At 41.7% G+C, this 25,725-nt stretch carries 21 protein-coding genes and 1 riboswitch; of the genes, 10 read left to right on the plus strand and 11 right to left on the minus strand.

What is annotated here, in order from left to right; translation table 11 throughout:
* Nucleotides 1-41 precede the first annotated feature (41 nt).
* Entirely contained in the window at nt 42-1,394 is a 1,353-nt protein-coding gene (locus tag KTR06_RS10900; protein ID WP_087318756.1) for a gliding motility-associated protein GldE, read from the plus strand.
* A 43-nt stretch (nt 1,395-1,437) separates the two neighbouring features.
* Nucleotides 1,438-2,070, plus strand: a complete 633-nt coding sequence (locus KTR06_RS10905) for a 4'-phosphopantetheinyl transferase superfamily protein (RefSeq protein ID WP_117809069.1) — start codon at nt 1,438-1,440, stop codon at nt 2,068-2,070.
* Nucleotides 2,071-2,248: 178 nt separating this feature from the next.
* On the opposite strand, the gene KTR06_RS10910 is transcribed toward KTR06_RS10905, so the two are convergent.
* The 10 genes from KTR06_RS10910 to KTR06_RS10955 all read right to left on the minus strand — a co-directional run bounded on the left by KTR06_RS10910 (nt 2,249) and on the right by KTR06_RS10955 (nt 14,489).
* The gene (locus KTR06_RS10910; protein ID WP_004316209.1) at nt 2,249-2,473 is read right to left on the minus strand and encodes a (4Fe-4S)-binding protein; all 225 of its coding nucleotides are present in this window, start codon (nt 2,471-2,473) and stop codon (nt 2,249-2,251) included.
* Between the two features lie 8 nt (nt 2,474-2,481).
* Entirely contained in the window at nt 2,482-2,784 is a 303-nt protein-coding gene (locus KTR06_RS10915; RefSeq protein WP_004316210.1) for a GNAT family N-acetyltransferase, read from the minus strand.
* Nucleotides 2,785-2,953: 169 nt separating this feature from the next.
* A complete protein-coding gene (locus tag KTR06_RS10920) occupies nt 2,954-4,327 on the minus strand; it encodes a tryptophanase (RefSeq protein WP_008644698.1) in 1,374 nt (457 codons plus the stop codon).
* Nucleotides 4,328-4,563: 236 nt separating this feature from the next.
* A complete protein-coding gene (locus tag KTR06_RS10925) occupies nt 4,564-5,349 on the minus strand; it encodes a DUF4465 domain-containing protein (RefSeq protein ID WP_120070583.1) in 786 nt (261 codons plus the stop codon).
* Between the two features lie 36 nt (nt 5,350-5,385).
* Nucleotides 5,386-7,359, minus strand: coding sequence for a YncE family protein (locus KTR06_RS10930; RefSeq protein WP_217290346.1), 1,974 nt, complete (start codon nt 7,357-7,359; stop codon nt 5,386-5,388).
* A gap of 23 nt (nt 7,360-7,382) precedes the next feature.
* Nucleotides 7,383-9,425 carry a TonB-dependent siderophore receptor gene (locus KTR06_RS10935; protein ID WP_217290347.1) on the minus strand — a complete coding sequence of 681 codons (2,043 nt, stop codon included), beginning with the start codon at nt 9,423-9,425 and terminating at the stop codon, nt 7,383-7,385.
* Nucleotides 9,426-9,607: 182 nt separating this feature from the next.
* Nucleotides 9,608-9,808: riboswitch (cobalamin riboswitch) on the minus strand.
* Between the two features lie 468 nt (nt 9,809-10,276).
* Nucleotides 10,277-11,221 carry a DUF5106 domain-containing protein gene (locus KTR06_RS10940; protein ID WP_217290348.1) on the minus strand — a complete coding sequence of 315 codons (945 nt, stop codon included), beginning with the start codon at nt 11,219-11,221 and terminating at the stop codon, nt 10,277-10,279.
* Between the two features lie 307 nt (nt 11,222-11,528).
* On the minus strand, nt 11,529-11,942 hold the full coding sequence (locus KTR06_RS10945) for a hypothetical protein (protein ID WP_217290349.1): 414 nt from the start codon (nt 11,940-11,942) through the stop codon (nt 11,529-11,531).
* Between the two features lie 48 nt (nt 11,943-11,990).
* Complete coding sequence (locus tag KTR06_RS10950) at nt 11,991-13,772, minus strand: cell wall metabolism sensor histidine kinase WalK (protein WP_004314841.1); 1,782 nt, start codon at nt 13,770-13,772, stop codon at nt 11,991-11,993.
* Nucleotides 13,773-13,799: 27 nt separating this feature from the next.
* A complete protein-coding gene (locus KTR06_RS10955; protein WP_004314840.1) occupies nt 13,800-14,489 on the minus strand; it encodes a response regulator transcription factor in 690 nt (229 codons plus the stop codon).
* A gap of 241 nt (nt 14,490-14,730) precedes the next feature.
* On the opposite strand from KTR06_RS10955, the gene KTR06_RS10960 reads away from it, so the two are divergent.
* From KTR06_RS10960 to KTR06_RS10975, 4 genes are all read left to right on the plus strand, one after another.
* Nucleotides 14,731-15,924, plus strand: coding sequence for a hypothetical protein (locus KTR06_RS10960; RefSeq protein WP_008019595.1), 1,194 nt, complete (start codon nt 14,731-14,733; stop codon nt 15,922-15,924).
* A 52-nt stretch (nt 15,925-15,976) separates the two neighbouring features.
* Complete coding sequence (locus tag KTR06_RS10965; RefSeq protein ID WP_215708332.1) at nt 15,977-16,783, plus strand: DUF3805 domain-containing protein; 807 nt, start codon at nt 15,977-15,979, stop codon at nt 16,781-16,783.
* A gap of 27 nt (nt 16,784-16,810) precedes the next feature.
* Nucleotides 16,811-18,679 (plus strand): ABC-F family ATP-binding cassette domain-containing protein, encoded by a 1,869-nt coding sequence (locus tag KTR06_RS10970; protein WP_087321953.1) that lies wholly within the window; start codon nt 16,811-16,813, stop codon nt 18,677-18,679.
* Between the two features lie 65 nt (nt 18,680-18,744).
* Nucleotides 18,745-19,584 (plus strand): histidinol-phosphatase, encoded by an 840-nt coding sequence (locus KTR06_RS10975; protein WP_004314836.1) that lies wholly within the window; start codon nt 18,745-18,747, stop codon nt 19,582-19,584.
* Nucleotides 19,585-19,683: 99 nt separating this feature from the next.
* Here KTR06_RS10975 and KTR06_RS10980 read toward each other — a convergent pair whose 3' ends face one another.
* Nucleotides 19,684-20,919, minus strand: coding sequence for a fucose isomerase (locus tag KTR06_RS10980; RefSeq protein WP_009039914.1), 1,236 nt, complete (start codon nt 20,917-20,919; stop codon nt 19,684-19,686).
* A 181-nt stretch (nt 20,920-21,100) separates the two neighbouring features.
* Between KTR06_RS10980 and KTR06_RS10985 the strand changes: the two genes are divergently transcribed.
* The 4 genes from KTR06_RS10985 to rimI all read left to right on the plus strand — a co-directional run bounded on the left by KTR06_RS10985 (nt 21,101) and on the right by rimI (nt 25,723).
* Nucleotides 21,101-22,300: a pyridoxal phosphate-dependent aminotransferase gene (locus KTR06_RS10985; protein ID WP_007757808.1), complete on the plus strand. Its 1,200-nt coding sequence runs from the start codon at nt 21,101-21,103 to the stop codon at nt 22,298-22,300.
* 123 nt (nt 22,301-22,423) lie between these two features.
* Nucleotides 22,424-23,668, plus strand: coding sequence for an ABC transporter permease (locus KTR06_RS10990; RefSeq protein ID WP_192918756.1), 1,245 nt, complete (start codon nt 22,424-22,426; stop codon nt 23,666-23,668).
* A 130-nt stretch (nt 23,669-23,798) separates the two neighbouring features.
* Nucleotides 23,799-25,265, plus strand: coding sequence for a RimK family protein (locus tag KTR06_RS10995; protein WP_151936046.1), 1,467 nt, complete (start codon nt 23,799-23,801; stop codon nt 25,263-25,265).
* Nucleotides 25,265-25,723 (plus strand): ribosomal protein S18-alanine N-acetyltransferase, encoded by a 459-nt coding sequence (gene rimI / locus KTR06_RS11000; protein ID WP_151936045.1) that lies wholly within the window; start codon nt 25,265-25,267, stop codon nt 25,721-25,723. Before KTR06_RS10995 ends, rimI begins: the two co-directional genes overlap by 1 nt.
* The last annotated feature ends 2 nt before the right edge of the window (nt 25,724-25,725 follow it).

The following is a 25,725-nucleotide window of genomic DNA, read 5'->3' on the forward strand; positions in this document are numbered from 1 at the left end:
TCTTGGCACATTATCTTTTGTTTAATTAAAATATAGACTCTTTGGACTCAGATGGTTATTTAAGCCAATTGGCTGACATTTTCAACGGTATTACCGTAAACACTCCTTCTATCTCTGCTATTATTGCCATAGTATTGGCAGGTGTACTCCTGCTTGCTTCCGGCTTTGCTTCGGCTTCCGAAATAGCTTTTTTCTCACTTACTCCTTCCGATCGGAATGATATTGATGAACAGAATCATCCTTCCGATGAAAAAATAAGTGCCCTGTTGGGGGATTCAGAACGCCTCCTGGCAACGATATTGATTACGAACAACTTTGTGAATGTAACCATTATCATGCTCTGCAACTTCTTCTTTATGAATGTATTTGTTTTTCATTCTCCATTGGCAGAGTTCTTGATACTGACCGTCATCCTGACTTTTCTATTGTTGTTGTTCGGCGAAATCATGCCCAAAATCTATTCGGCACAGAAGACTTTGGCTTTTTGCCGTTTTTCGGCACCGGGGATTTACTTTCTGGAAAAGCTGTTCCGTCCGGTGGCTACTGTGCTTGTACGTTCAACTACTTTTCTGAATAAACATTTTGTAAAGAAGAGCCATAATATTTCTGTCGACGAACTGTCGCACGCATTGGAGCTGACAGATAAAGCGGAACTCTCTGAAGAGAATAATATCTTGGAGGGTATTATCCGTTTCGGCGGTGAAACTGTGAAGGAGGTGATGACATCACGTCTGGATATGGTCGATCTGGATATCCGTACCTCTTTCAAGGAGGTGATGCAATGTATCATTGAAAATGCTTATTCGCGTATTCCTATCTATTCCGGTTCGCGGGATAATATCAAGGGGGTATTGTATATTAAAGACTTGCTGCCTCATGTCAACAAGGGGGATAATTTCCGTTGGCAGTCATTGATCCGTCCGGCTTATTTTGTGCCGGAAACAAAGATGATTGATGATCTGTTGCGTGACTTCCAGGCGAATAAGATTCATATTGCCATTGTTGTGGATGAGTTTGGAGGAACTTCCGGACTGGTGACGATGGAAGACATTATTGAAGAGATTGTGGGTGAGATTCATGATGAATATGATGATGAAGAACGTACATACGTGGTCTTGAATGACCATACCTGGATATTTGAAGCGAAGACGCAGTTGACGGATTTCTATAAGATTGCGAAAGTAGACGAAGACGAGTTTGAAAAGGTGGTGGGAGATGCGGATACATTGGCGGGTATGCTGCTCGAAATTAAAGGTGAATTCCCGGCATTGCATGAGAAAGTGACTTATCACCATTATGAGTTTGAAGTGCTCGAAATGGATAGTCGTCGTATCCTGAAAGTGAAGTTTACAATTCTGCCGAAGGATATGGAAGGCTCGGAAGAGAAGGAATAATCTTGGAATCATAATTTTGAAAGCATAATCAAGCAAACGTAAGATGGCGTTATTTCTGCAACATAAGACGGATGATATACAGTGGGCTGTCTGGAAGATGGAAGAGTCTTTGGAGGTTCTGTTGGCTCTTTTGCCGGATGCGCGCAGAGTTTTCTGTGAACAGGATTTGAATCGTTTTGTCTCCGAACGCCGTAAGATGGAATGGTTGTCCGTTCGTGTTTTGTTGTATGCCATGTTGCAGGAGGATAAGGAAATCGGTTATTCTCCCGAAGGAAAACCGTATCTGACGGATCATTCTTTTTTCATCAGTATTTCTCATACGAAAGGTTATGTAGCTGTGATGCTTGCTTCTTTCACTCCGGCAGGCATTGATATTGAGCAATATGCTCAACGCGTTCACAAGGTATCCGATAGGTATATCCGTTCTGACGAACAAACGGAACCTTATCAGGGAGATATGACTTGGGGACTGTTATTGCATTGGTCGGCAAAAGAAGCTGTTTTTAAGCGGATGGAAAACGCTGACGCTGACCTTCGTAAACTCCGTTTGACGCATTTTATTCCTCAAGAGCAAGGAACGTTTCAGGTTCAGGAGTTGGCGACGGAGCAGCAGGAACTTTACTCTGTCGGTTATCGTATCTGCCCGGACTTTGTACTGACATGGACATTGAGTTGAATGGGGGAGGAAATGAAGTGCCTCTACCTGTTTCTCTTTTCTTTGTAATGTGTGATGTCTTGACATAATAAATAAACCCCGAAAGTTTTTGTATGACTTTCGGGGTTCACTTTATATTCGGACGCCCTCATGATTTTATGAACTCACGGCTTTTCAGACAGGTTCTTTTATGGTTGGTTTACTTCTCTTTTTTGTTAAGTCGGTAGCTCAATGCTCCTGACGGACATTTACTGATTTGTGCAATTAATTCTTCCGTTGTCGCATTTTCTATTTGCACCCAGGGTCTTTCTTTAGGATGATAGACATTGGGTAGCATCTTTACACATATTCCGGCATGCTGGCATAATTCCGGTTTCCATATAATGGTCAGTTCACCATTGGTGTATTCTATTTTCTTTTCCATATCTGTATTTATTTAATATGAATACCACGCATTACAATGCGCTTCCATTCCGGATGTTTGTGAATATATCCGGCTACAAACGGGCAAAGCGGTACCAGGCGTAAACCTTGTCGTTCAATGTCTGTCAGTGCTTTTTCTGCAAGTTGTGATCCTACTCCCTTGCCGCCTAATGAGGCGGGTACTTCTGTATGTACAAGGTATATTTCTCCATTATTTGATTTGATATAGTCTATTTCGGCTATTTTGCCATCGATCTGAAATTCATATCGATGTTTTTCTTCGTTGTCTATTAATTTATAATCTTCTGCCATAATTTTACGTATTAAGTTCGATTATAATATAAACACTTGGGAAACACTTTTGTTTTATGCAAACAATTATTCTTGTTAATGGAGAAAGTATTGCCCGTTCATACTGGCACTGGTCTTTTCAATCCCTTTCTATTACTTCTTCAACTGATATTTGTTATTTTTTCTAAGTTTATAATCTTTCCAATTGAACTGTGAAATGTCTCATTAAAGGCGCTTCCCAGGCGATACGCACTCCGTGAGTGATGCTTTCTCTACGTTCATATACATTTTTGAGAGCAGCGGCTATTACATTCATATGATTGTCTGTATATACTCTGCGGGGAATGGCGAGGCGGAGTAAATCAAGACCGTTAAAACGATTTTCATGAGTTATCGGATCACGGTCGGCGAGGATATAACCGATCTCGCATCCACGAATACCAGCTTCCAGATAAAGTTCTATGGTCAGCGTCTGTGCCGGGAATTCTTCTTTGGGAACGTGCGTCAGTACTTTAGGTGCATCAATGAAGATGGCGTGGCCTCCGGCCGGTCGTTGGTAAGGGATTCCGTATTCATCCAGTTTCTTTGCAAGGTATTCTACTTGCTTGATACGTGTTTCGAGATTGTCGAATTCGGTGTTTTCATCCAGGCCGATGGCAAGAGCGTTCATGTCCCGTCCGTTCATTCCTCCATAGGTGAGATAGCCTTCGTATTGTACGCAGAAACCTTTTGCGCCTTCATACCAGTCTGAACGTCGTGTGGCGATAAATCCACCCATATTGACGATTCCGTCTTTCTTGGCACTCATTGTCATGCCATCGGCTAGAGAGAACATTTCCCGTGTGATTTCTTTGATGGTTTTGTCTTGATAACCTTCTTCACGCATCTTGATGAAATAGGCGTTTTCGGCAAAGCGTGCAGAGTCGAAAAGTACGGGTTTGCCGTATTTGTCAGCAATGGCACGTACTTCATGCAGGTTTTGCATGGATACGGGTTGTCCTCCGGCTGTATTGTTGGTGATGGTTACGATGATAAAAGGAATTCGTTCTGCATATTCTGTCAGGGCTTTCTGCAATTTATCAGGGTCTACATTTCCTTTGAACGGGATTTCCAGTTGGGTATGTTTTGCTGCATCGATAGTGCAGTCTAATGCGGTGGCATGGCGTCCTTCGATGTGTCCTTTGGTGGTGTCAAAATGTGAGTTGCCGGGTACAATGTCTCCTTCATGCACGAGATAAGAGAAAAGCACATTTTCTGCGGCACGTCCTTGATGGGTAGGTATGATATATTCAAATCCTGTCAGTTTCGTAATCATCTCTTTCAACTTAAAGAAAGAGGTTGCTCCGGCGTAACTTTCATCGCCTAGCATCATTCCCGCCCATTGACGGTCGCTCATCGCTCCGGTTCCGGAATCGGTAATGAGATCGATATAAACTTGTTCTGATTTGAGTTGAAAGACATTATAATGTGCTTCTTTAATCCATTGCTCGCGTTCTTCACGTGTGCTTTTCCGGATGGGTTCTACCATCTTTATTTTCCATGATTCAGCAAAAGGTAATTCCATTGTCGTAGATTTAATAGTTTTGAACGACGAATGTAGATAAAATTTGTGTGATTAGCAAATATGTAGTGTCTTTTTGTTAGTGAGAGCTATTGGATTTACTTCTCTATGGGCTGGTAATATATCAAGATGTAGTGAGTAGATAGAAAGAGAGCCGGATTTCTCAAAAGAATATCCGGCTCTTTAAAATTATGCGGTCAATTGATGTTTAATCTCAACCAATCAAACAAGTTGGTTATTTAGTCTTCAATAGTGATACCGTCAAGACAGAAATAGGTTGGGGTCATTGCACCCCATTGGTCTTCTTTGGTAGTCTTGATATTGAATTTCAATCCCTCTGTTTCGCCTAATGAAGTTAGGTCTACCCATTTCCATGTAGTTACAAATTGGGTTCCTTCACCTAAAGTGCACTCTACACTTTGAGTTTTAGCCATATTATAGATGATGATTTTGAAAGAATCTGTATTTCCAAATTTATCTTTTCCTTCGAATATAGAACTACCTTCCTTCATACTATTGTAAGCATAGACACAGTTTGTTAAATATAGTCCTTTTACTCTATAGGATTCCAATTTGTTTGAATTGTCGTGGTCTCTGAAACGGATTGCAGCTTCTTTATCAGAATTCTTTCCAATTTTATATCCGGCAGCTCCCACGATAACGTATGTATTATTGATTACTCCTTTTTTAGTGATAGCGCGATAATCATAAGTTGCGAAGTCTGGGCAATCTTTTTCTGTACAATTTGTAAATGCAAAACTATCTGAATAGAAACCGTATGTTGAAGATACACAGTCAAATTCAAAGATACCACTAGCGTCAGTTAATAGATTATATTTGTAGTTAGTTGTCCCCCAGTCGCTACTAACAGACCATGAATCATCCGGATTTTCTTGATCGCCCATATCAAGTGTATGAGTTTCGTAATTGGGCAGGCTAAGCACGTATGTTTTTGTATCGTCATCATCGCTACAGCCACAAAATACAAATACTGATAACAGTAATAATAAAGATAATTTCTTCATGTTCTTTTCTGATTTTAGTTATTAATTAATTATTGATTATTTCTTGAAATGTAAGTTCTCAATGGTGGTAACTTCGGTTGATATTTCACCCATTTGTCCTGCATCCTGATTGACTGCGGTCATAATCTTCACGAAGTCGATTTGATCCAAGTCTACCGGACTGCCATTACTATCCACAGCCCAATCTATCTTGAAATTACTTCCTTCCTTGCTGTTAGGATGGTTGTCTGCATATCCCCACGGATAGCAATATCCTACCCATAATCCGTTCTCTAAAACGGCATTATCTTTTAGACGTGTTCCCTGGAATGTGATTTCATCACTTTCTATCCAAAGTGGATAATATGATTCTTGGTTATGGAAGCTGTTGCGGAAGATATATCCTTCGTTGCCTTGATTGTCTTTCCAAAAAACTTTTAGGTTGGCTGGATTCGGACGGTGATAGGTTATCTCGTATCCGCGTGTTTCAGTGTCTTGCCTGTATTCGCTTCCTTTCAATTCATACCACTCGTCATCAGGCTTTCCATTGCCATTTACATCTTTAGATACAAATACGATTCCCGGTTCTGCACTTCCGCCCAATGCTCCTGTTCCGGTTTTGGAGTTATAGTAAGCATTGCCTTTTATCTTGAAGTCATACTCTCCTGTTACATTCGGAATGGATTGTGGGAATCCTAAAACAATGTAACCGCCGAATCCTCCCAATGTAAGGAGTGATTTTTGCTGGATTCTGCGGGTTGCTTCTTCTAGTATATCATCATAAGTAAAGCCCTCCTTATATGCTGAAGTGGTAGTGTTGATAAACTGTCCGGGAGCAGGGCGATATTCCCATACTTTATTGGCGAAAGCCAGAGGATTTTCCTTATCATCATCGTTGTCATCAATATCGCTTTGTGAGGCTTTGTCACTGAATGCAATTGTATTCGGGTTAAGTCCGATGTTGTTCAAACGGAACATGAGTTGTCCTTGTTGGTTGAAACAAAGTAAGTCTCCATAGGTGGTGTAATCACGGGCTTCGGTGATATATACATTGTTGCTGTAAGGATTGATGTTGATGCCGTATGGTGTCTTTATCACTGTTCCGTCAGTTATGAAATTCTCACGGATTGTCTCTTCTGTTTTCAGATTGAACATCTTGATAGAAGAGGTCTGTGTGTTATAATTGTAATTGTATAGATAAGCAATCTCTCCATCGATGGCAAAGTTTTGTACTTTCTCGTTAGATTGAGTAACTTTGTTTGTCCGGCAGTCTATCTTGACGAAGTTATAATCGCTGGCTTCTACATCTTCGCCACGGGTGGCTACATAAACGGTTTCGTCCGGCCCTGCTACTATTTTACCGGGATTCGGGCCTACTGTTAGTTTGTTACTTTCTTTAAATGTGGCAATATCGACAACAGATACCGTGTTGTCTACCCCCAGTCCTGATGAATAGTCCAACCCGCCGGAATTGGAAATATACAACTTTTCGTTTTGTACACAAATACCGTCGGGGTTGCGTCCCACTGATGTGATAGCTTCTATGGATAGGGAGGTTGTGTCTATACGTGCAACGGTTCCATCGTATGAACATACGTATGCCTTTTCTTTGTGAAAAGCGATGTAGCGTGGTTGACGGGAACTTCCGTTTTCTGTCAACATCTGAATCTGTTTCAATGAGCTTCCCGTACGAAAGTCTATCACTTCTACCGTACTGGAGATATTGACTATCACATATATCTTGCTTCCGTAGATGGCCATGTCATTGGCTGTGTCTCCTAATCCCCGGCGGTTGACTGCTTTGAAATAGTCACGAACCATTTGCTGGTTGCCGAAAGAAAAACGTGCCAGCGAGCTATTGTTCTGATTGAACAGTCCTTCGCATAATACATATAGTTCGGCGGTACCCGTTTCTGTCGGATCGCCTATAATGCCTGATGTGAAGGGTTTGTCCTCCATATCATCACATGCCACGAATAAGATTAGGAATGACAGCCAGCACGAGAATATATATATTAGTTTCCTTTTCACGTCAATATCTTACTTTATAATAGTTAATATCTTATTCTTATTGTCGCCCTTACGGATCGTCCGGGCATTGGGAAATATTTCACAATCTCGTAATTCTTATCCATCAGGTTCAATACTTCTACGCTGAAAGAGGTCGTGATTTTTCTGATCTGAAAGTCACGGTTTGCAGAAATGCTGTGGTCGCTATAACTATCTAATCGGTTTTCGGCAATGTTTTGTCCTAATACATAGCGTTTTCCGGAAAAAAGGAATGAATAAGACAGATTGATCCACGGTGTTTCGACGCCTGCCTGTCCCGAAGCGGAGACGCGGGGAGTGTAGGCTATTTGATGTTTGTATGTCGATTCATACGTGTTCGGATCGGGAGGGGTGACATCTAAAGCTCGTTGGTATGTGTAGTTGCCCGAGAGGTTGATGCGTATTTTATCCCAAGGTTGGAGGGACAGGCTTCCTGTGGCATCAATGCCTTTGATGTCAACTTCACCCAGGTTCTTCATGCTCCATACGGCAAGGTTCTTGGTAGGGTAGGCGATGATTTTATCTGTCACCTTGTTATAATAGGCGTCAACGGTTACTGACAGATAGGGTAGGAATGGGCATACATTTTTATTGTATGTCAGTCCGATGTTGTATTGTTTTGCCTTTTCCGGCTTTAGTTGGGTGTTGCCTACTTCTTCGTAATATAAGTCGTTGAAACTTGCCAGACGGAAAATGTCTTTATAGAAGAAGCGGATGCGGAATTCTTCATGCTGGAAAGGTTTGAAAGCGGCACTTACATAAGGGGTTAGCTTACGGTGATTGCCGGCACTACCACCTTTTTTCACATCTTCATTGATAACGGTTGCCAATGCGGATGCGGAGATTGTTAACCAGTCATTTACGTATTTTCCGGCGAATGCTGTTAGCCATGAGTAACGTGTGGGGTGTACAAAGTTGGCTAGATCGGCGTTCATGGTGTTGATGCTTCCGTCTGTGGAAAGTGAGAAAGAGAGGTTGCTCAACAGTCTGTATAGTACAGAAGCGGAAAGGTAATATTCCTGCTGATAATAGCTGTTTTCTGTTTTCTTTAAAGAGTTCTTGGTATCGGGGTCCAGATAACGTTGATAGCTCCAATTCCACTTGGCAGAGGTTTGGAACACCCATTGCCGGCTGAATTCTTTCTTGTATTGACTTTGTATGAATGTGTTTTTATCCCATAAGTGTTGTGTGGAATGGTCGTTATAGAAGGTTGTAGCTTTGGGTAGTCCCCGGGAGGACTGAAAGTAGTAGGCTTTCAACCGCCATTGTTCTTTATCGGAGAAGTTGCCGTAAAGTCCGGCTTCGGCACGGAATGTCTGTACGTCTGTATTCTTTCGTTTTTCACGTGAGGACAGGTCTTCTGCCGCATTTCCATAATGTAGTGTGTACGGATAATGTCCGTCGGAGGACATCCATTCGCCATTGGCTGACATGCTCCATGTCTTATTGAATTGTTGTTCCAGTAGCAGGGAGGGATTGATTAATCCCCAGGAGCCGGTTTTGAAAGCTCCGGCTATATTGGTCTTTTTGCCTTTTGTGAATAGCGGCGTGAGTGTCTGTATATTCAATATGCCTGCTGACGCGAAGAAGCGGGCAGGTTGGAAGATGTTATCGCTTTGTCCGTTGTTTAGAGAAAGGCGGTCTACGTTGTCGAGCGAGAAACGCCCGATATCTATTTGTCCGGTTTGGCAGTCGGTCAGGGTGATTCCGTCATAACCGACAGCAGTATGTTGGGCTCCCAGGCTTCGTATGGATACTGTTTTCAGTCCGCCGATACCTCCGTAATCTTTTACGGTCACTCCGGCAAAGTGTTTCACCGCGTCGGAGACTTGCAGGGCGTGCAGGTTTTTCAGGGCGTCTTTGGAGAAGACTTGCAGGGGAGCGGTTGAGCGTACTTCGCGGGTCTGATAGATATCTGATACTGTTATTTCGGGAATAGAATATGTATGTGTCGTATCTACCTTTTGCTGTTGTGCAAAAAGTGGTATGGATAAGAATTGGCAGCTGAATGCTGCAAAGATCACTTTATTAAATGTTCTTTTCTTCATTTATTCCTTTTTCAGTCTGTTACTGTTTAAAAGTGTCCGGGCGAAATCCCTTCGACCGGACACGCATAAATAAACTTGGCAGAGTTTATCCGTTTTAACACACTTTCTCTGAATCAGAGTGATGAATGAAATGATAGACGACTTGTCCGGTTCATTAGACTCAACGCTTTTTCCTCGAAAGCAGTGAAACTTATTTGCATGGTAGGTCTTCTGACTTATTCCTGTTACAAACGCCTTCCCGGATTGGTCTCCAGTGGCAATGAGTGAATTGCTTGTAACTTATATGGAACTTACAGCAGCGGGACTGTTCAGGACTTGCACCTGATTCCCTTTTAATTGCTTCCCCCGCATGGGAGTCGCAAACCAATGCGCGACAAAGATAGGGAGTTTATTTGTTTTTTCCAAAGGGATGTTCTTTTTCTTTCGTCTTGATACGAAAGAGAAAGAACCAAAAAGAAAGGATCAAGGCTGCGTTTTTTCAGCTACTCCGGTGCTTCCTTCGGCTAAAGGGCAGAAACTCGCTACGCTCAAACAGTCTGCCCTTTTTGACGCCGAAGAAAACACCTGCGCTTGACGCTGAAAAAACGAGGCCGGGAGACCATGCGGGGTGTTTGTGGGGTGGGTGTGAGGTATTCGTGGGGCTTTGGAGAAATGGTGACGCTATCCGATATAAATAGTGACGGTATATGGCAAGGATACCGTTAGTATCTTGAGCATATACCGTCACTATTTTTTTATGTTAATCAAGTGCCTTATGTTGGTTCGTATGGTGTATGTTAATAGGGATTTTTGCTTATTTTTTATTGGCTTGTTTAATTTGTTGGTTCTTGTTTTGCCTTTTCTTGCGTATGTTAATTATTGCTTCTTATTAGCAGGTATTCTTCAACGGCTTGTGCGGTGGCGTCTTTTAGGAGTACAGTCTTTTCCTTGTTGAGAAGGTAGAGGGTGGGGATTGCCTTCAAGTCATATAGTTGTTGTTCTTTGATGGCGAATTTCTTGTCGTATCCGTTGATCCATTTTTTGGGGAATTCATTCAGGTGTTTTCTCCATTCGTCCAGTTCTTCGTCGGGATAGATGGAGAGGACTGTAAGTCTCTTTTGTTCCAGAAGTTGATTGATGATAGGGGCATTTTTCAGGGCGTCTATCGTTTCTGTGCAGGCGTGACAGCCGGGGTTGTTAATGAATAGGAGGATGTACTCTGCTTGCTGTTGGTAGAGGGAACCTTGTGCGCCGGAGGCTAATGTGTAGTTGAAGTTCAGGGCTTTGGTGCCGATACGGTTTTTCTGGGCTAATTCCCGGCGGGCTTTGGGACGTACTTTCTCTATTTCCTCTAACAGGGGGGAATCCAACATGGCGTCTAGTACGGGAATGTAGAATTCTTCGTTACGCATAGGGGAGTTGGGGTCATATAGATATTTATCAGCCAAGTCGGTGATGTAGGTGAATACTTTTTTGTCTACGTTCGTTCGTTCGATTGTTTTCCGCATGGCTTCTTGTGCGGTTTCCAAAGGGACGTGGTTCAGTATGTCGCAATAGTCCGCCCAGGCTTGTTCGGTCACTTCGGGATGGTGGATGTAATTGGTGTCGGCGAAGTTGACATTATCCCAATAGTGTTTTACTAGAAAATCTGCTCGTTGTTCGGGAGCTGTCATCATTGTGGGGATGGCAGGTAGGGTGATGGATTTAATAGTGTCTTGTACGGTTTCGTTTGTACTTTGGATGGAGGCGTTCCCGTTTTTGCATGAGCACAACAGGAGGAAGCATAAAACCGGAATAATGTTTATATTCATCTTCATAATTTGTTTTTTTACTTTGAGAGCAAAGGTAATTTCCTTTTTCCTTTATACAAAATAATCCTTTCTTTTTCTGTCTTTCTTTTGGTTTTGGGGTGCTGTTTTATGAGGGAGGTAATGAAGTATAAAATGTGCTGTTTTTAAGATAGTAAGGGGATGAGGAAGGATGAAAAAGAGATTGGTTAAAATGAAAATGGTATAAATAAATGTAAGAATATGCAGAATGTCGGTTTATTCTGTATGTATTTTATAGGAATATGCACTTTTTTTTCTAAATAGAGGCTTCGTTCCTCGGTGACAGACGCTCTGTTCATCGGTGAGGAAGGCTCTGTTTCTCGGTGAGGGAGGCTTCATTTCCCGGTGGGGAACTTGCAAAGGCTTGATTTTGCTCTTTGGGAGGGCTGGTTTGCTTTTCTTTATGGATGGTTGGGTGATGATAAAAAGTGCGGGTTTGGATGATGATTGGTAGTAAAAAGATGGTTGGTTGTGGAATTTGCTTTTGTTTTGATGGGAAATATACAATTCGTGTAAAATGGTGAATTTTCTTGTTTGCAAATGCTGCGCTTATTGTATATGTTCTTGTCGAGAGGGGGGGATTATCCTCCTCTCTTCTGTTTAAATATTCCTTTTTTAAGGATGGTCGATTATATGTATGATGAAAGAATGTTTTTAACTGAATGATGCGTTGCTGTAATCGTTTGATTGCATGTGGATATTCCAGCAAGCAAATGAAAACGATGAAGGAGAATATGGTCTGTATGGGCTCGGACGGTTATTTTTCCTTTGCCAGTGTAAATACGAATTCCAGTCCGCCTCCCTGATTGTTCTTGGCGGAGATATTGCCGCCGTGGATAATAACGGCGTTCTTCACAATAGCCAGTCCCAATCCTGTTCCGCCTAGTTTGCGTGAGCGACCTTTGTCTACCCGGTAGAAGCGTTCGAAGAGACGGTTCAGATGTTCGGGTGATACACCTATACCAGTATCGGCGAAGCTGAAATAGTAGAAATTCTCATCTTCACGGAAACAGTTGATATTTATCTGAATATTGCTTCCGGCGTATGCGATGGCATTGTCCATCAGGTTGCGGAAGATGGAATATAACAATGAATAATTACCTTTGACTTGTATGCTCTTTTTCAGAGAGTTGATTACTGTGATATGCTTTTCGTCGAGTTCCAGAGATACTTCATTGATAATATTTCCGACCAGTACACTAATATCCACTCGTTCCATATCAATCATGCTGGCGGCTTCGTCCATGCGGGTGAGTACGGAGATGTCGCGTAGCAGCCGGCTCAAACGATTGCTTTGTGCATAACAACGTTCGAGGAATACGTTTATCTTTTCACGTGGAATATTCTCGTTGCTGACAATGGTTTCCAGATATCCTTGAATACTGCTGACAGGAGTCTTCAACTCATGGGCGATATTTTGAGTCAGTTGGCGTTTGAGTCTTACTTGTTCTTCTTCCTGGGTGACATCGTTGATGGAAATCTCAAAGCTGGCATCCTGGAAGATGATACATTCTACGATAAATGTCCGCCCGTTCTTGTTGATGGTAACTGACATTCGTTTTTCGCCTTTTCCTCTCGAGCGTTCCTGCTGATTCTTATTGATAAAATGAATAATCTCTTTTAGTTCGTTGATGGCAAAGACTTCTTCTGTTGTTTCCAGGTTGGAATCCGAAATCAGGTTACTGTATTGGGTGAAAAGATTGTTGACTAGAATTTCTTTCTTGTCTTTTGTGAATACTCCTAATCCTTCGTGCGAGATTTGGAGATGAGTGATTAGCTTTTCACGTTCGATGTAGAGAGCTTCTTTGGTTTCGTGCAATCGTTTGTAGATTTGGATGATGTGTTGTGAGATTTCTCCTAGTTCATTATGTGGAAAAGCGGATTGCATAGCCATTTCGATAGGCTCGTTTCGGTCGGCACGCATGGCAAATTCACGGAGCTGGCTGATGGAAGTGCCCAGTTTGTTGGTGAATTTATAGAAGATAATCATTAATAATAAGGTCACGATGATGGTAAACCATAGATAGTGTGGATCTGCTTGCAGGTTGTTGATGAGGCTGACGTTATAAGGCAAAGCCGAACGGACAATATAATCTTTATAACGAGTGGCCGAATAAAAATAGGGAACTCCGGTTGTTTCCGAAGTACGGCGTACGTCATATCCGTTGCCATGCTTTATTGCTTTCTGTACTTCCGGACGATTCAGATGGTTTTCTATTTGGTTATTATGATTTGGATAACTGTCGTAAACAACATTTCCTTCTGCATCAATAAGGGTCACACGCAAGTCTTCCAGAATATGTTTGTTGATATAACCGCTGATTATTTCGCTATCAAGGGGTTGCTCTTCCAATTGTTCGTAGAGTCTGCTGTTGTAATCTTGCAGTTTTGTATTCAGCAGTTCTATTTTATATTCCCGTTCACGTTGATACTGGTACGCAATAAAACAAATGGCAAATACCAGAAATAGTGAAATAACCGAAAGGAAAAGCTTCCGGCTGAAAGAAAGAAAATGTTTTTGAGTTACAGGCAGGTTCATAATAATTACTTAATTCGGTATTATTACTTATTCAGCTTCAAAACAGTATCCATATCCGAGACGGGTGACAATACGTTTGCCGTATATACCTATCTTTTTACGTAAACGGGTGATGTTTACGTCGATGGTACGGTCGAGCACATACACTTCGTCACTCCAGATACGGGCTAGAATGTCTTCGCGTGAGAATACGCGTCCCTTATTCTGTACCAGTAGAAGCAATATTTCAAATTCTTTTTTAGTCAATGGCACTTCTTCATCGTCGATGCTTACTTTTTTCTTCGTGATGTCAATAACGAGCGACTGATAAGTAAGACGTTCGGGTGCTCTTTCCGTTTCCGTTGTTACCGTACGTCTTAATACTGCTTTCACACGGGCAATGACTTCACGCAGGGAGAAAGGTTTCGAAATATAATCGTCTGCTCCTAGATTGAATCCGGTCACAGTATCGTTTTCAGTATCTTTTGCCGTGATAAAAATGATAGGCACTTTTGCTGTTTTTTTGTCTTTCTTCAAGATGTTGGCCATTTTGAAACCGGAGATTTCTCCCATCATCACATCGAGGAGAATTAAGTGATAACTGCTGATATCCATCTTCATTGCTTCTTCGGCAGAGTTTGCTGTATCAACCTCATAACCTTCGTTTTCAAGATTGAATTTCAGAATCTCACAGAGGTCTTCTTCATCGTCGACAACTAAAATACGGTAATCGTTCATAAGATATATGTATTAATGTGATATGACAAAGTTACGTTTTTATTTTATCCTTTGCAAAGATGAGGAGACTTTGTTACGGGCAGATGAAACAGACGTTACAATCGTGTTACATTCTGTGAATTCCGGGAATTGATACGGAATATGGAAGTTTTTGTTGATTGTAAGAGGAAAAAACGCTCGCTATTTGTTATCTTTGTTAGCGAGATACAATAGAAATGTTTGACTATAGAAACTACAAATAATGATAAAAATTGACTTAAAACGACATCGGAAGGAAATAATAGGATCTGTTGTGGTACTGTTAATTCTCCTTGGCGGTATGTCTGTGTTTAAATATACTTCATTCAATTCCGGTTTTGAGATTGTAGACGATCTGGGAGGAAATATATTTCCTTCGGCGATTCTGTCTGTTGCCACCACTGATGCACAAGTGATTGTTCCGTCGGATTCGACGTCTTTGGGAAATCCGAAGTCGTGTATTGCCGTTCGGTTGAAATCGAAGACAGCTTATAGTCGTGTGCGGATTGAAGTAGCCGAAACGCCTTTTTTCTCCCGCTCGGTGTCGGAATTTGTATTAAACAAGCCCAGAACGGAATATACGATTTATCCTGATATCATCTGGAATTATGAGGCACTGAAAAATGAGGTGCAGGCAGAGCCGGTAAGCGTAGCTATCACAGTGGAGATGAACGGAAAAGATTTGGGACAACGGGTGCGTACTTTTTCAGTGCGTAGCATCAATGAGTGTCTGTTGGGGTATGTGGCCAATGGAACTAAATTCCATGATACCAGTATTTTCTTTGCGGCTTATGTCAATGAAGAGAATCCGATGATCGATCAGTTACTTCGTGAAGCATTGAATACTCGGATTGTTAATCGCTTTCTCGGTTATCAAAGTAAGGCTAAAGGGGCAGTAGACAAGCAGGTATATGCCCTTTGGAATATATTGCAGAAACGTAAATTCCGTTATAGTTCTGTTTCCAATACCAGCCTTTCGAGCAATGTTGTTTTCTCGCAGCGTGTCCGTACGTTTGATGATGCACTGGAATCTTCACAGATTAATTGTGTGGATGGGAGTGTGTTGTTTGCGTCGTTGCTTCGCGCCATTAATATTGATCCTATCTTGGTACGTACACCGGGGCACATGTTTGTAGGATATTATACGGATAATTCACACACGAATAAAAACTTTCTGGAGACAACGATGATTGGTGATGTCGATCTGGATGATTTTTTCCCGGATGAACAACTGGATTCTACAATGGTAGGCAAATCGCAGAATGAGATGTCGTTACTGACTTTCGAGAAATCGAAGCAGTATGCTAATAAGAAGTATAAGGAAAACGAAGAAGGAATCCATTCCGGAAAGTTGAATTATATGTTTTTGGAGATTTCTAAAGAAGTGCGGAGGAAAATACAGCCGATAGGTAAATGATATTCGTTTTTAATTCGTATTTTTGCCCAAGTAATCATTTTAATATAAAAGGATGCAAGGCAAGAAATTTATCTCTCCCGGAGCATGGTTTTCTATGAACTATCCATCAGACTGGAATGAGTTTGAAGATGGCGAAGGCTCTTTTCTTTTCTATAATCCCGATGTATGGACGGGAAATTTTCGTATATCCGCATTTAAAGGAAAAGCCGGTTATGGTAAAGATGTCATCCGGCAGGAACTGAAAGAGAATGATTCGGCTTCGTTGGTGAAAGTCGGAACGTGGGAATGTGCGTATAGCAAAGAAATGTTTCAGGAAGAGGGGACGTATTATACTTCCCATTTGTGGATTACAGGAGTTGACGATATTGCTTTCGAATGTTCTTTTACTGTACCTAAAGGCGGAGTTGTGAAGGAGGCGGAAGATGTAATTGCTACTTTGGAGGTACGCAAAGAAGGGCAGAAGTATCCTGCTGAACTGATCCCGGCCCGTCTTTCTGAAATCTATTTGATTAATGAAGCGTACGAATGGGTGGTATCTACCGTGAAGCAGGAATTGAAAAAAATTTTTCAGGGAATAGAAGAAGACCTGGAGAAACTTCAGCAAGTGATTAATAGCGGTAAGATTGGCTCGAAAAAGAAAGAGGAATGGTTGGCAATCGGCATCACAGTCTGTATAATTCTGACGAATGAAGTGGAAGGTATGGAATGGAAAACGTTGATTGACGGTAACCGGGAAGCTCCTGTATTACAATATAAAGACCGTATCATCGACCCGTTGAAACTGGCATGGAGTAAAGTAAAGGCTGGAGAACCTTGCGACATTATTGAAGAGTATAAATCCGTGATTATTAATCACTAATCACTAACCAACTAATTACTAAATTACGTGGCTGTACCTTATTTACAGATAGATAACCTGACCAAGTCCTTCGGTGACTTGGTTCTTTTTGAAAATATATCTTTTGGCATTGCTGAAGGCCAGCGTGTAGGATTGATAGCGAAGAACGGCAGCGGAAAAACTACTTTATTGAATATAATCGCCGGAAAAGAAGGTTATGATAGCGGTAACATTGTTTTCCGTCGTGACCTTCGGGTGGATTATCTGGAACAAGATCCACAGTATCCCGAAGAGTTGACCGTGCTTGAAGCCTGTTTCCATCACGGTAACAGTACCGTGGAACTGATAAAAGAGTATGAACGTTGCATGGAGACTGAAGGTCATCCGGGATTGGAAAATCTTCTGGCGCGTATGGATCAGGAGAAAGCCTGGGAATATGAACAGAAAGCCAAACAAATTCTTTCGCAACTCAAAATCCGCAACTTCGACCAAAAAGTGAAGCAACTGTCCGGTGGACAGTTGAAGCGCGTTGCTTTAGCCAATGCGTTGATTACCGAGCCGGATCTGCTTATCCTTGATGAGCCAACCAATCACCTGGACTTGGATATGACCGAATGGCTGGAAGATTACCTGCGTCGTACCAATCTTAGTTTGCTGATGGTGACGCACGACCGTTATTTCCTTGATCGTGTTTGTTCGGAGATTATCGAAATAGACAATCAACAAATCTACCAATATAAAGGTAACTATAGTTATTATCTCGAGAAACGTCAGGAACGTATCGAAGCTAAGAGTGTAGAAATAGAACGTGCCAACAACCTTTACCGTACGGAACTCGATTGGATGCGCCGGATGCCGCAGGCACGCGGGCATAAAGCCCGTTACCGGGAAGATGCTTTTTATGAATTGGAAAAGGTGGCAAAGCAACGTTTCAACAATGATAATGTGAAGCTGGAGGTGAAAGCATCCTATATCGGTAGTAAGATATTCGAGGCCGATCACTTGTTTAAGAGCTTCGGTGACTTGAAGATACTGGATGATTTTTCTTATATCTTTGCCCGCTATGAAAAGATGGGCATTGTGGGAAATAACGGAACAGGTAAATCTACTTTCATCAAGATATTAATGGGGCAGGTTGCGCCTGACAGTGGAACGGTGGATGTTGGTGAAACTGTTCGTTTCGGCTATTACTCGCAGGATGGCCTTCAGTTCGATGAACAAATGAAGGTGATTGATGTAGTGCAGGATATTGCCGAAGTGATTGAACTGGGTAATGGAAAGAAACTGACTGCTTCGCAATTCTTACAGCATTTTCTGTTTACTCCCGAAACGCAACATAGCTATGTCTATAAGTTGAGCGGGGGCGAGCGTCGTCGTCTTTATCTGTGTACCATCCTGATGCGTAACCCTAACTTCCTGGTGCTTGACGAACCTACCAACGACCTCGATATTATCACTCTGAACGTGCTTGAAGAATATCTTCAAAATTTCAAAGGTTGTGTGATTGTTGTTTCTCACGACCGCTACTTTATGGATAAGGTAGTAGACCATTTGATGGTATTCAATGGACAGGGAGATATTCGCGACTTTCCCGGAAACTACAGTGACTATCGTGACTGGAAAGACGCGAAAGCTCAAAAGGAGAAAGAAGCTGAAAAGCCGCAGGAAGAAAAGACTGCCCGTGTCCGCCTGAATGACAAACGGAAGATGAGTTTCAAGGAAAAGCGAGAGTTCGAGCAATTGGAAAAGGAGATAGCAGAATTGGAAACAGAAAAAGCACAGATTGAAGAACTCTTATGTAGCGGTACCCTTTCTGTTGACGAATTGACAGAGAAATCGAAACGTTTGCCTGAAGTCAATGACCTGATTGATGAGAAAACAATGCGATGGCTGGAACTTAGTGAAATAGAAGGCTGATTTGTAGAATAGCCTGATAATGATAATAACTTTGATAATATATCCCAGACAACATATAACCTTGTATGACAAACCTAACCAATTATCATAGCCACTGTCTGTATTGTGACGGACGCGCCAATATGGAAGATTTTATTCGTTTTGCTATTAGCGAAGGATTTACTTCCTATGGCATTTCTTCCCATGCTCCACTGCCGTTTTCTACTGCATGGACGATGGAGTGGGATAGAATGGATGATTACCTTTCCGAATTTTCCCGTCTGAAGAAGAAATATGCAGATAAAATAGAGCTTGCCATTGGTCTTGAAATAGATTACCTGAACGAAGAAAGCAACCCTTCTTTACCCTGTTTTCAAAAACTACCACTTGACTACCGGATAGGTTCCGTACATATGTTGTACTCTCCGGAAGGAAAAATCGTAGATATTGATACTCCGGCAGATCTTTTCCGTCAATTGGTAGACAAGCACTTCGATGGTGACTTGGATTCTGTTGTCCACCTTTACTATAAGAACCTGCTTCGTATGGTAGAATTGGGAGGATTTGATATTGTCGGTCATGCTGACAAGATGCATTATAATGCTTCCTGTTATCGTCCGGGATTATTGGATGAACCGTGGTATGATGCGTTGGTTCGCAAATATTTCACCGCCATTGCCGAATATGGCTATATCGTTGAAATAAACACTAAATCTTATCACGATTTAGGAACGTTCTATCCCAATAAACGATATTTTTCATTCCTGAAAGAACTAGGTATCAGAGTACAGGTGAACAGTGATGCGCATTATCCGGAACGGATTAATAATGGACGTGCCGAGGCATTGGCTGCTTTGAAGAAGGCAGGTTTTACTTCAGTTGCAGAGTGGCATAATGGAAAATGGGAAGAAAGAGAAATAGAATAAAGAAATAGAATTTAGTCAATCTCCAAAGTGCCTCCTTAATAAACTGATAATTTATTTTGTTTATTAAGGAGGTGCTTTCTTTAAGGATGTTTTGAGATGTTATTCAGTTCTTTTGCAAGCATTTGCCTGGAAAAACTCGTTCAATGTATCTTCATAGTTACCATGAAGCATAATATGATGATTTCCCAATGGATTCTTCAGAAAATACTCGGCTGGAGTATTCATGCGGATGCGTACTTGCGTGCGGCACATATTAATATAATTGGTATTTTCAGTCAATGTTCCAGTAGATAAGTAATATTCGTCCAGACATTCACCGCCGCATTTTATAATCGTTACGTCTCCTGTTGGAAGTAACCCTTGTATGGCAATTCCTTTTTCTGTTTCAAAATGATTGCGGATAATGTATCTCTCCGTTTGTTTGAGTCCTATGGTGCAGTGTGCTAATATCAGCTCGTTCGTACGGGAATTAATCATGGAAGGATTTGCCATAAATCCGTCCTTGCCCGTAAGCGCTTTCACTGCTAATAGCGTAAATACAGATTGAAGATCGCCTTCGCAACCTGCTATTATCCCGTCATCATTCAATAAAGATAATGCCACGCATCCGGTAGTGTCGATTTGTTCAATCAATTTAAAGCAGCTCAATGTCAGTGCTTCCAGATTTTCTTCCTGACACACCTTTTTTATCGCCCGGTACAGCCGCATGGATTTGATTAAATCTTCGGGAGTTCCTTCGCGACAGGCAAGAGCTTGCGATGCTACAGCCGCACATGACGCTCCGACTTGATCATCCGTTATTTGTTGAAATTGTTCATAAATCCGTTCCAATGGAATATCTACATATTCAATTCCCCAACGACGTTTTGCCAACAGGTAGTCTACGTTACTGGCAACTAACCAGGAAGAAGGAGTTCCGATGACTCCGATACGTTTGCCGAATAAGGAACGTTGTGCACGGAAATTATTATAAAGTGTATGAATACGCAGGATGATAGCAGGTAATTCGCCATGTAGTATTTCGCTCTTCATTCCACGTCCCCGTAGCCATGTGGAGATTTCCAATGCGGCAGCAAGAGAGTTCTGCATGCCGTCTGCCAGTAAAATGGCAGGGCGGGGGAGGTTTTCGAATTGCTGTATGACCAGTCTTTCCACCCCACCGGTAGCGATAAAAATGATTTTGAAATCATCACTACTAAGCTTGTCCATATCTTGATAATCGACGAGCTTTACGGTATAATATTTTTCAATTTCGCTTAAAATAGCTTCGTGTGAGCTACGTAGCGAGACTTGTTTGTGAAGGATTGAAGCAAATGAGATAAGGTGTATGGTCATTATGATATTGTTTTAAGTTTTCCGTATGACAAATGTATAGCTTTCTTTTCAAATTACCATAACGATTTTAACCTTGCTAAGGTTTTTAAAGTTTTTATGTCTCTGTATTCAAATTATTGCGTACATTTGCAGCTCCAAGTAGAAAAAGTAAATAGTAATTAAGTAATTTGTAGTTAAAATTATGCCAACCATATCCATTCGCGGAAACGAGATGCCTGCATCTCCTATCAGAAAGCTGGCTCCTTTGGCAGACGCTGCCAAGCAACGTGGAGTCCATGTGTTTCACCTGAACATCGGACAGCCTGATCTGCCCACTCCTCAGGCCGCGATTGACGCGATACGCAATATTGACCGGAAGGTATTGGAGTATAGTCCAAGTGCCGGTTATCGTAGCTACCGCGAGAAACTAGTAGGATATTATGCGAAATTCAATATCAACCTTACAGCAGACGATATAATCATTACATCAGGAGGCTCGGAAGCCGTACTTTTTTCTTTCCTTTCCTGCCTGAATCCGGGAGATGAAATAATCGTTCCGGAACCGGCTTATGCTAACTATATGGCATTTGCAATCTCTGCCGGAGCAAAGATTCGCACCATTGCTACGACCATTGAAGAGGGCTTTTCCCTTCCGAAAGTAGAGAAGTTTGAAGAACTGATTAATGAGCGTACCAAAGCGATTCTTATTTGTAATCCCAACAATCCTACCGGTTATTTGTATACCCGTCGTGAAATGAATCAGATTCGTGACCTTGTAAAGAAGTACGATTTGTTCCTTTTCTCCGATGAAGTATATCGTGAATTTATATATACCGGTTCTCCTTATATCTCTGCCTGCCATTTGGAAGGTATTGAGAATAATGTGGTATTAATTGACTCCGTATCCAAACGTTATTCAGAATGTGGTATTCGTATTGGTGCGTTGATAACCAAAAACAAGGAGATACGCGATGCTGTCATGAAGTTCTGCCAGGCTCGTTTGAGTCCTCCATTGATCGGACAGATTGCTGCAGAGGCCTCTTTGGATGCTCCGGAAGAGTATTCTCGTGAAACGTATGATGAATATGTAGAACGTCGTAAATGCTTGATTGACGGTTTGAACCGTATTCCCGGTGTTTATTCACCCATCCCGATGGGCGCTTTCTATACAGTAGCGAAACTTCCGGTAGATGATTCCGACAAGTTCTGTGCATGGTGCCTCTCTGATTTTGAATATGAAGGTCAGACGGTATTCATGGCTCCGGCTTCCGGTTTCTATACCACTCCGGGTTCCGGCATTAATGAAGTTCGTATTGCTTACGTATTGAAGAAAGAAGATTTAACCCGTGCGCTTTTTGTCTTGCAGAAGGCCTTGGAAGCATATCCGGGAAGAACAGAATGAAATTTAAGTATTAAGTATTAGGTATTAAGTATTAACCGTAGCTTCTTGTGTGTTTGCTCGTGTTTATAATTGTCTAATACTTTATGTCTAATACTTAATACTTTATACTTAATACTTAATCCAATGTCTCTATCACTTTTCATAGCTCGGCGTATCTATCGTGAAAGCGATGGCGGAAAGCAGGTGTCACGTCCTGCGGTCCTCATTGCCATGGCGGGTATTGCTATTGGTTTGGCTGTGATGATTATTGCGGTAGCGGTAGTTATCGGGTTTAAAAGTGAGGTGAGAAATAAAGTCATAGGATTCGGGTCACATATTCAGATAACTAATCTGGATGCCGTCAGTTCTTACGAAACTCATCCGATTGCGGTAGGAGACAGTATGATGACTGCTCTTGCTGATTATCCGGAGATAAGCCATGTGCAGCGTTTCTCTACCAAACCGGGTATGATTAAGACCGATGACGCTTTTCAAGGAATGGTGTTAAAAGGGGTAGGTCCGGAGTTCGACCCCCATTTTATAAAAGAGTATTTGGTAGAAGGGGAGATTCCTGTTTTCAGTGATTCAGTATCTACCAATCAAGTGCTTATCTCGAAAGCGTTGGCAACTAAAATGAAGTTGAAACTGGGAGATAAGATATATACCTATTATATACAGGATGATATTCGCGCTCGTCGCCTGACGATTGCCGGAATTTATCAGACGAACTTCTCCGAATACGACAACCTCTTTTTACTGACGGATCTTAATCTGGTGAATCGCTTGAACGGTTGGCAACCGGAACAGGTGACCGGTGTGGAATTACAGGTGAAAGATTATGATAAACTGGAAGATATAACCTATGAGATCGCAACTGATATTGACAACAGGCAAGATGATCTGGGAGGTGTGTATTATGTGCGTAACATCGAACAACTGAATCCTCAAATCTTTGCCTGGCTTGATTTATTGGATTTGAACGTATGGGTGATTCTGATTTTGATGATAGGAGTTGCCGGCTTCACCATGATTTCCGGTTTACTGATTATTATCATCGAACGCACCAATATGATTGGGATTTTAAAAGCATTAGGAGCCAATAATTTCACGATTCGCAGAACCTTTCTTTGGTTTGCAGTCTTTCTGATTGGCAAAGGCATGCTTTGGGGCAATGCCATTGGTTTGGCATTCTGTATTCTTCAATCTCAATTCGGACTTTTCAAACTTGATCCGGAGACTTATTATGTAGATACTGTCCCGGTATCTTTTAATGTTTTACTTTTTATCTTGATTAATTTGGGTACTTTGTTTGCTTCTGTATTGATGTTGATTGGTCCTTCATTTTTGATTACCAAGATCAATCCGGCAAGCTCCATGAGATACGAATAATCCTCTTTTTATCTACCCGTTTTCTACTGCATAAATAATTTAGTCTGTTGCGTGATGTGGAGTGAATAATATGTCTATATTTGCGCCCAATTTACTTAATATCCTCTTGTAGGTTTAATTTTTAACCATTATGAATAATGTGTTAATCCTGTTGGATAATCTGGATGACTGGAAGCCGTATTACGAGACAAGTAGTGTCCTGACTGTTTCCGACTATCTGAAAAACAAACCGGTAGAAAAAGACCGGAAGTTAGTTATTAATCTTAGCGATGATTACAGTTATAACTCTGAAGGGTATTACTGTTCATTGTTAGCCCAAACGAGAGGACAGAAAGTCATTCCGGATGTTGATATAATCAACAAGTTGGAGACCGGGACGGGTGTTCGGATGGATCGTAGTCTGCAAGCCCTCTGTTACCAGTGGATACAGAAGAACAATGTCAAAGACGACATTTGGTATCTGAACATTTACTTTGGCAAATGTAGAGAGAAAGGTCTGGAGCGGATTGCACGATTTATTTTTGAGAATTACCCTTGCCCATTATTGAGGGTGGCTTTGAATACTCATCCCAGAAATCAGATCGAAAGTATTCAATTTCTTCCTCTGAATCGGCTCAATGATGAAGAGCAGGATTTCTTTGCCAACACATTGGATAACTTTAATAAGAAAATATGGCGTGCGCCTAAGTCGGCGAAAGCTTCCCGTTATAGTTTAGCTGTATTGGTTGATCCACAGGAAAAATTTCCGCCCAGCAACAAAGGTGCCTTGCATAAATTGGCAGAAGTTGCCAAGAAGATGAATATTCATGTGGAAATGATTACGGAAGATGACGCCATCCGTTTGCTCGAATTTGATGCCTTGTTCATTCGTACTACAACATCATTGAATCATTATACATTCCATTTGTCGCAATTGGCTGCACAAAACGGAATGGCCGTTATTGACGATCCGCTTTCCATCACCCGTTGTACGAACAAAGTATACCTGAAAGAACTTTTTGAAAAGGAAAAAATTTCTGCTCCTAAGTCAACGCTGATTTTTCAGTCAAACGATCATTCGTTTGAGCAAATCAGCGAACAGGTGGGGGCTCCTTTTATTCTGAAGATACCGGATGGGTCTTATTCTATTGGCATGAAAAAGGTTTCGAATGAGGAAGAACTGCAAGCAAGTCTGAAGATGCTGTTTGAGAAGTCGGCTATCTTACTGGCGCAGGCATTTACTCCTACGGAGTTTGACTGGCGTGTCGGCCTGTTGAATGGGGTACCGCTGTATGCCTGCAAATATTATATGGCAAAAGGACATTGGCAAATTTACTGCCACTATGATTCGGGCAGAAGTCGTTGCGGACTGGTAGATACGATTCCTATTTATCAGGTGCCTCGGGTAGTGTTGGATACAGCCGTTAAAGCTGCGAATCTGATCGGAAAGGGATTGTATGGAGTCGACCTGAAAATGGTAGATGATAAAGCCTATGTTATTGAAATCAATGATAATCCGAGTATCGATCACGGGCTGGAGGATGCTATCATCGGTGATGAAATGTATTACCGGTTACTGAATCATTTTGAGCAGGCCTTGGAGGCGAAACATTATTGATGATGGAGACGGGTTTATTTGTTCGTAAAGCACAGCAAAGTGATATTCCTGCTATTTTGGAAATAGAATGGGAATGTTTTCGGGAAGATAGCTTTTCGAAAGAACAGTTTGCTTATCTGATAAGCCGCTCGAAAGGAACTTTCTATGTAATGATGGAAGGGGATAGGGTAATCGCTTATGTCTCCTTATTATTCCATAGTGGAACTCGTTATCTAAGGATCTATTCGATAGCTGTCCATCCGGATTTCAGAGGGAAAGGATTGGGACAGGCATTGATGGACCAAACGATTCGGACAGCTAACGAATGTAAGGCTGCTAAAATTACTTTGGAAGTGAAGGTGACGAACGCTGCCGCTATTGCGCTATATATGAAAAATGGCTTTATTCCGGCAGGAATAAAGCCATGCTATTATCATGATGGTTCGAATGCTATTTATATGCAACGGTTGATTCCATGAAT

It is taken from the genome of Bacteroides sp. MSK.20.12, assembly GCF_019052435.1.
Taxonomy (GTDB): domain Bacteria; phylum Bacteroidota; class Bacteroidia; order Bacteroidales; family Bacteroidaceae; genus Bacteroides; species Bacteroides xylanisolvens.

Bases quoted from the DNA above. Each gene is read 5' to 3' on its own strand.
- KTR06_RS10925 (WP_120070583.1), bottom strand. From the start codon at position 5,349: ATGAAGAAATTATCTTTATTATTACTGTTATCAGTATTTGTATTTTGT.
- KTR06_RS10980 (WP_009039914.1), bottom strand. From the start codon at position 20,919: ATGACCATACACCTTATCTCATTTGCTTCAATCCTTCACAAACAAGTC.
- KTR06_RS10915 (WP_004316210.1), bottom strand. From the start codon at position 2,784: ATGGCAGAAGATTATAAATTAATAGACAACGAAGAAAAACATCGATAT.
- KTR06_RS10990 (WP_192918756.1), top strand. From the start codon at position 22,424: ATGTCTCTATCACTTTTCATAGCTCGGCGTATCTATCGTGAAAGCGAT.
- KTR06_RS10975 (WP_004314836.1), top strand. From the start codon at position 18,745: ATGACAAACCTAACCAATTATCATAGCCACTGTCTGTATTGTGACGGA.
- KTR06_RS10985 (WP_007757808.1), top strand. From the start codon at position 21,101: ATGCCAACCATATCCATTCGCGGAAACGAGATGCCTGCATCTCCTATC.
- KTR06_RS10910 (WP_004316209.1), bottom strand. From the start codon at position 2,473: ATGGAAAAGAAAATAGAATACACCAATGGTGAACTGACCATTATATGG.
- rimI (WP_151936045.1), top strand. From the start codon at position 25,265: ATGATGGAGACGGGTTTATTTGTTCGTAAAGCACAGCAAAGTGATATT.
- KTR06_RS10960 (WP_008019595.1), top strand. From the start codon at position 14,731: ATGATAAAAATTGACTTAAAACGACATCGGAAGGAAATAATAGGATCT.
- KTR06_RS10950 (WP_004314841.1), bottom strand. From the start codon at position 13,772: ATGAACCTGCCTGTAACTCAAAAACATTTTCTTTCTTTCAGCCGGAAG.
- KTR06_RS10995 (WP_151936046.1), top strand. From the start codon at position 23,799: ATGAATAATGTGTTAATCCTGTTGGATAATCTGGATGACTGGAAGCCG.
- KTR06_RS10955 (WP_004314840.1), bottom strand. From the start codon at position 14,489: ATGAACGATTACCGTATTTTAGTTGTCGACGATGAAGAAGACCTCTGT.
- KTR06_RS10940 (WP_217290348.1), bottom strand. From the start codon at position 11,221: ATGAAGATGAATATAAACATTATTCCGGTTTTATGCTTCCTCCTGTTG.
- KTR06_RS10920 (WP_008644698.1), bottom strand. From the start codon at position 4,327: ATGGAATTACCTTTTGCTGAATCATGGAAAATAAAGATGGTAGAACCC.
- KTR06_RS10905 (WP_117809069.1), top strand. From the start codon at position 1,438: ATGGCGTTATTTCTGCAACATAAGACGGATGATATACAGTGGGCTGTC.
- KTR06_RS10935 (WP_217290347.1), bottom strand. From the start codon at position 9,425: ATGAAGAAAAGAACATTTAATAAAGTGATCTTTGCAGCATTCAGCTGC.
- KTR06_RS10965 (WP_215708332.1), top strand. From the start codon at position 15,977: ATGCAAGGCAAGAAATTTATCTCTCCCGGAGCATGGTTTTCTATGAAC.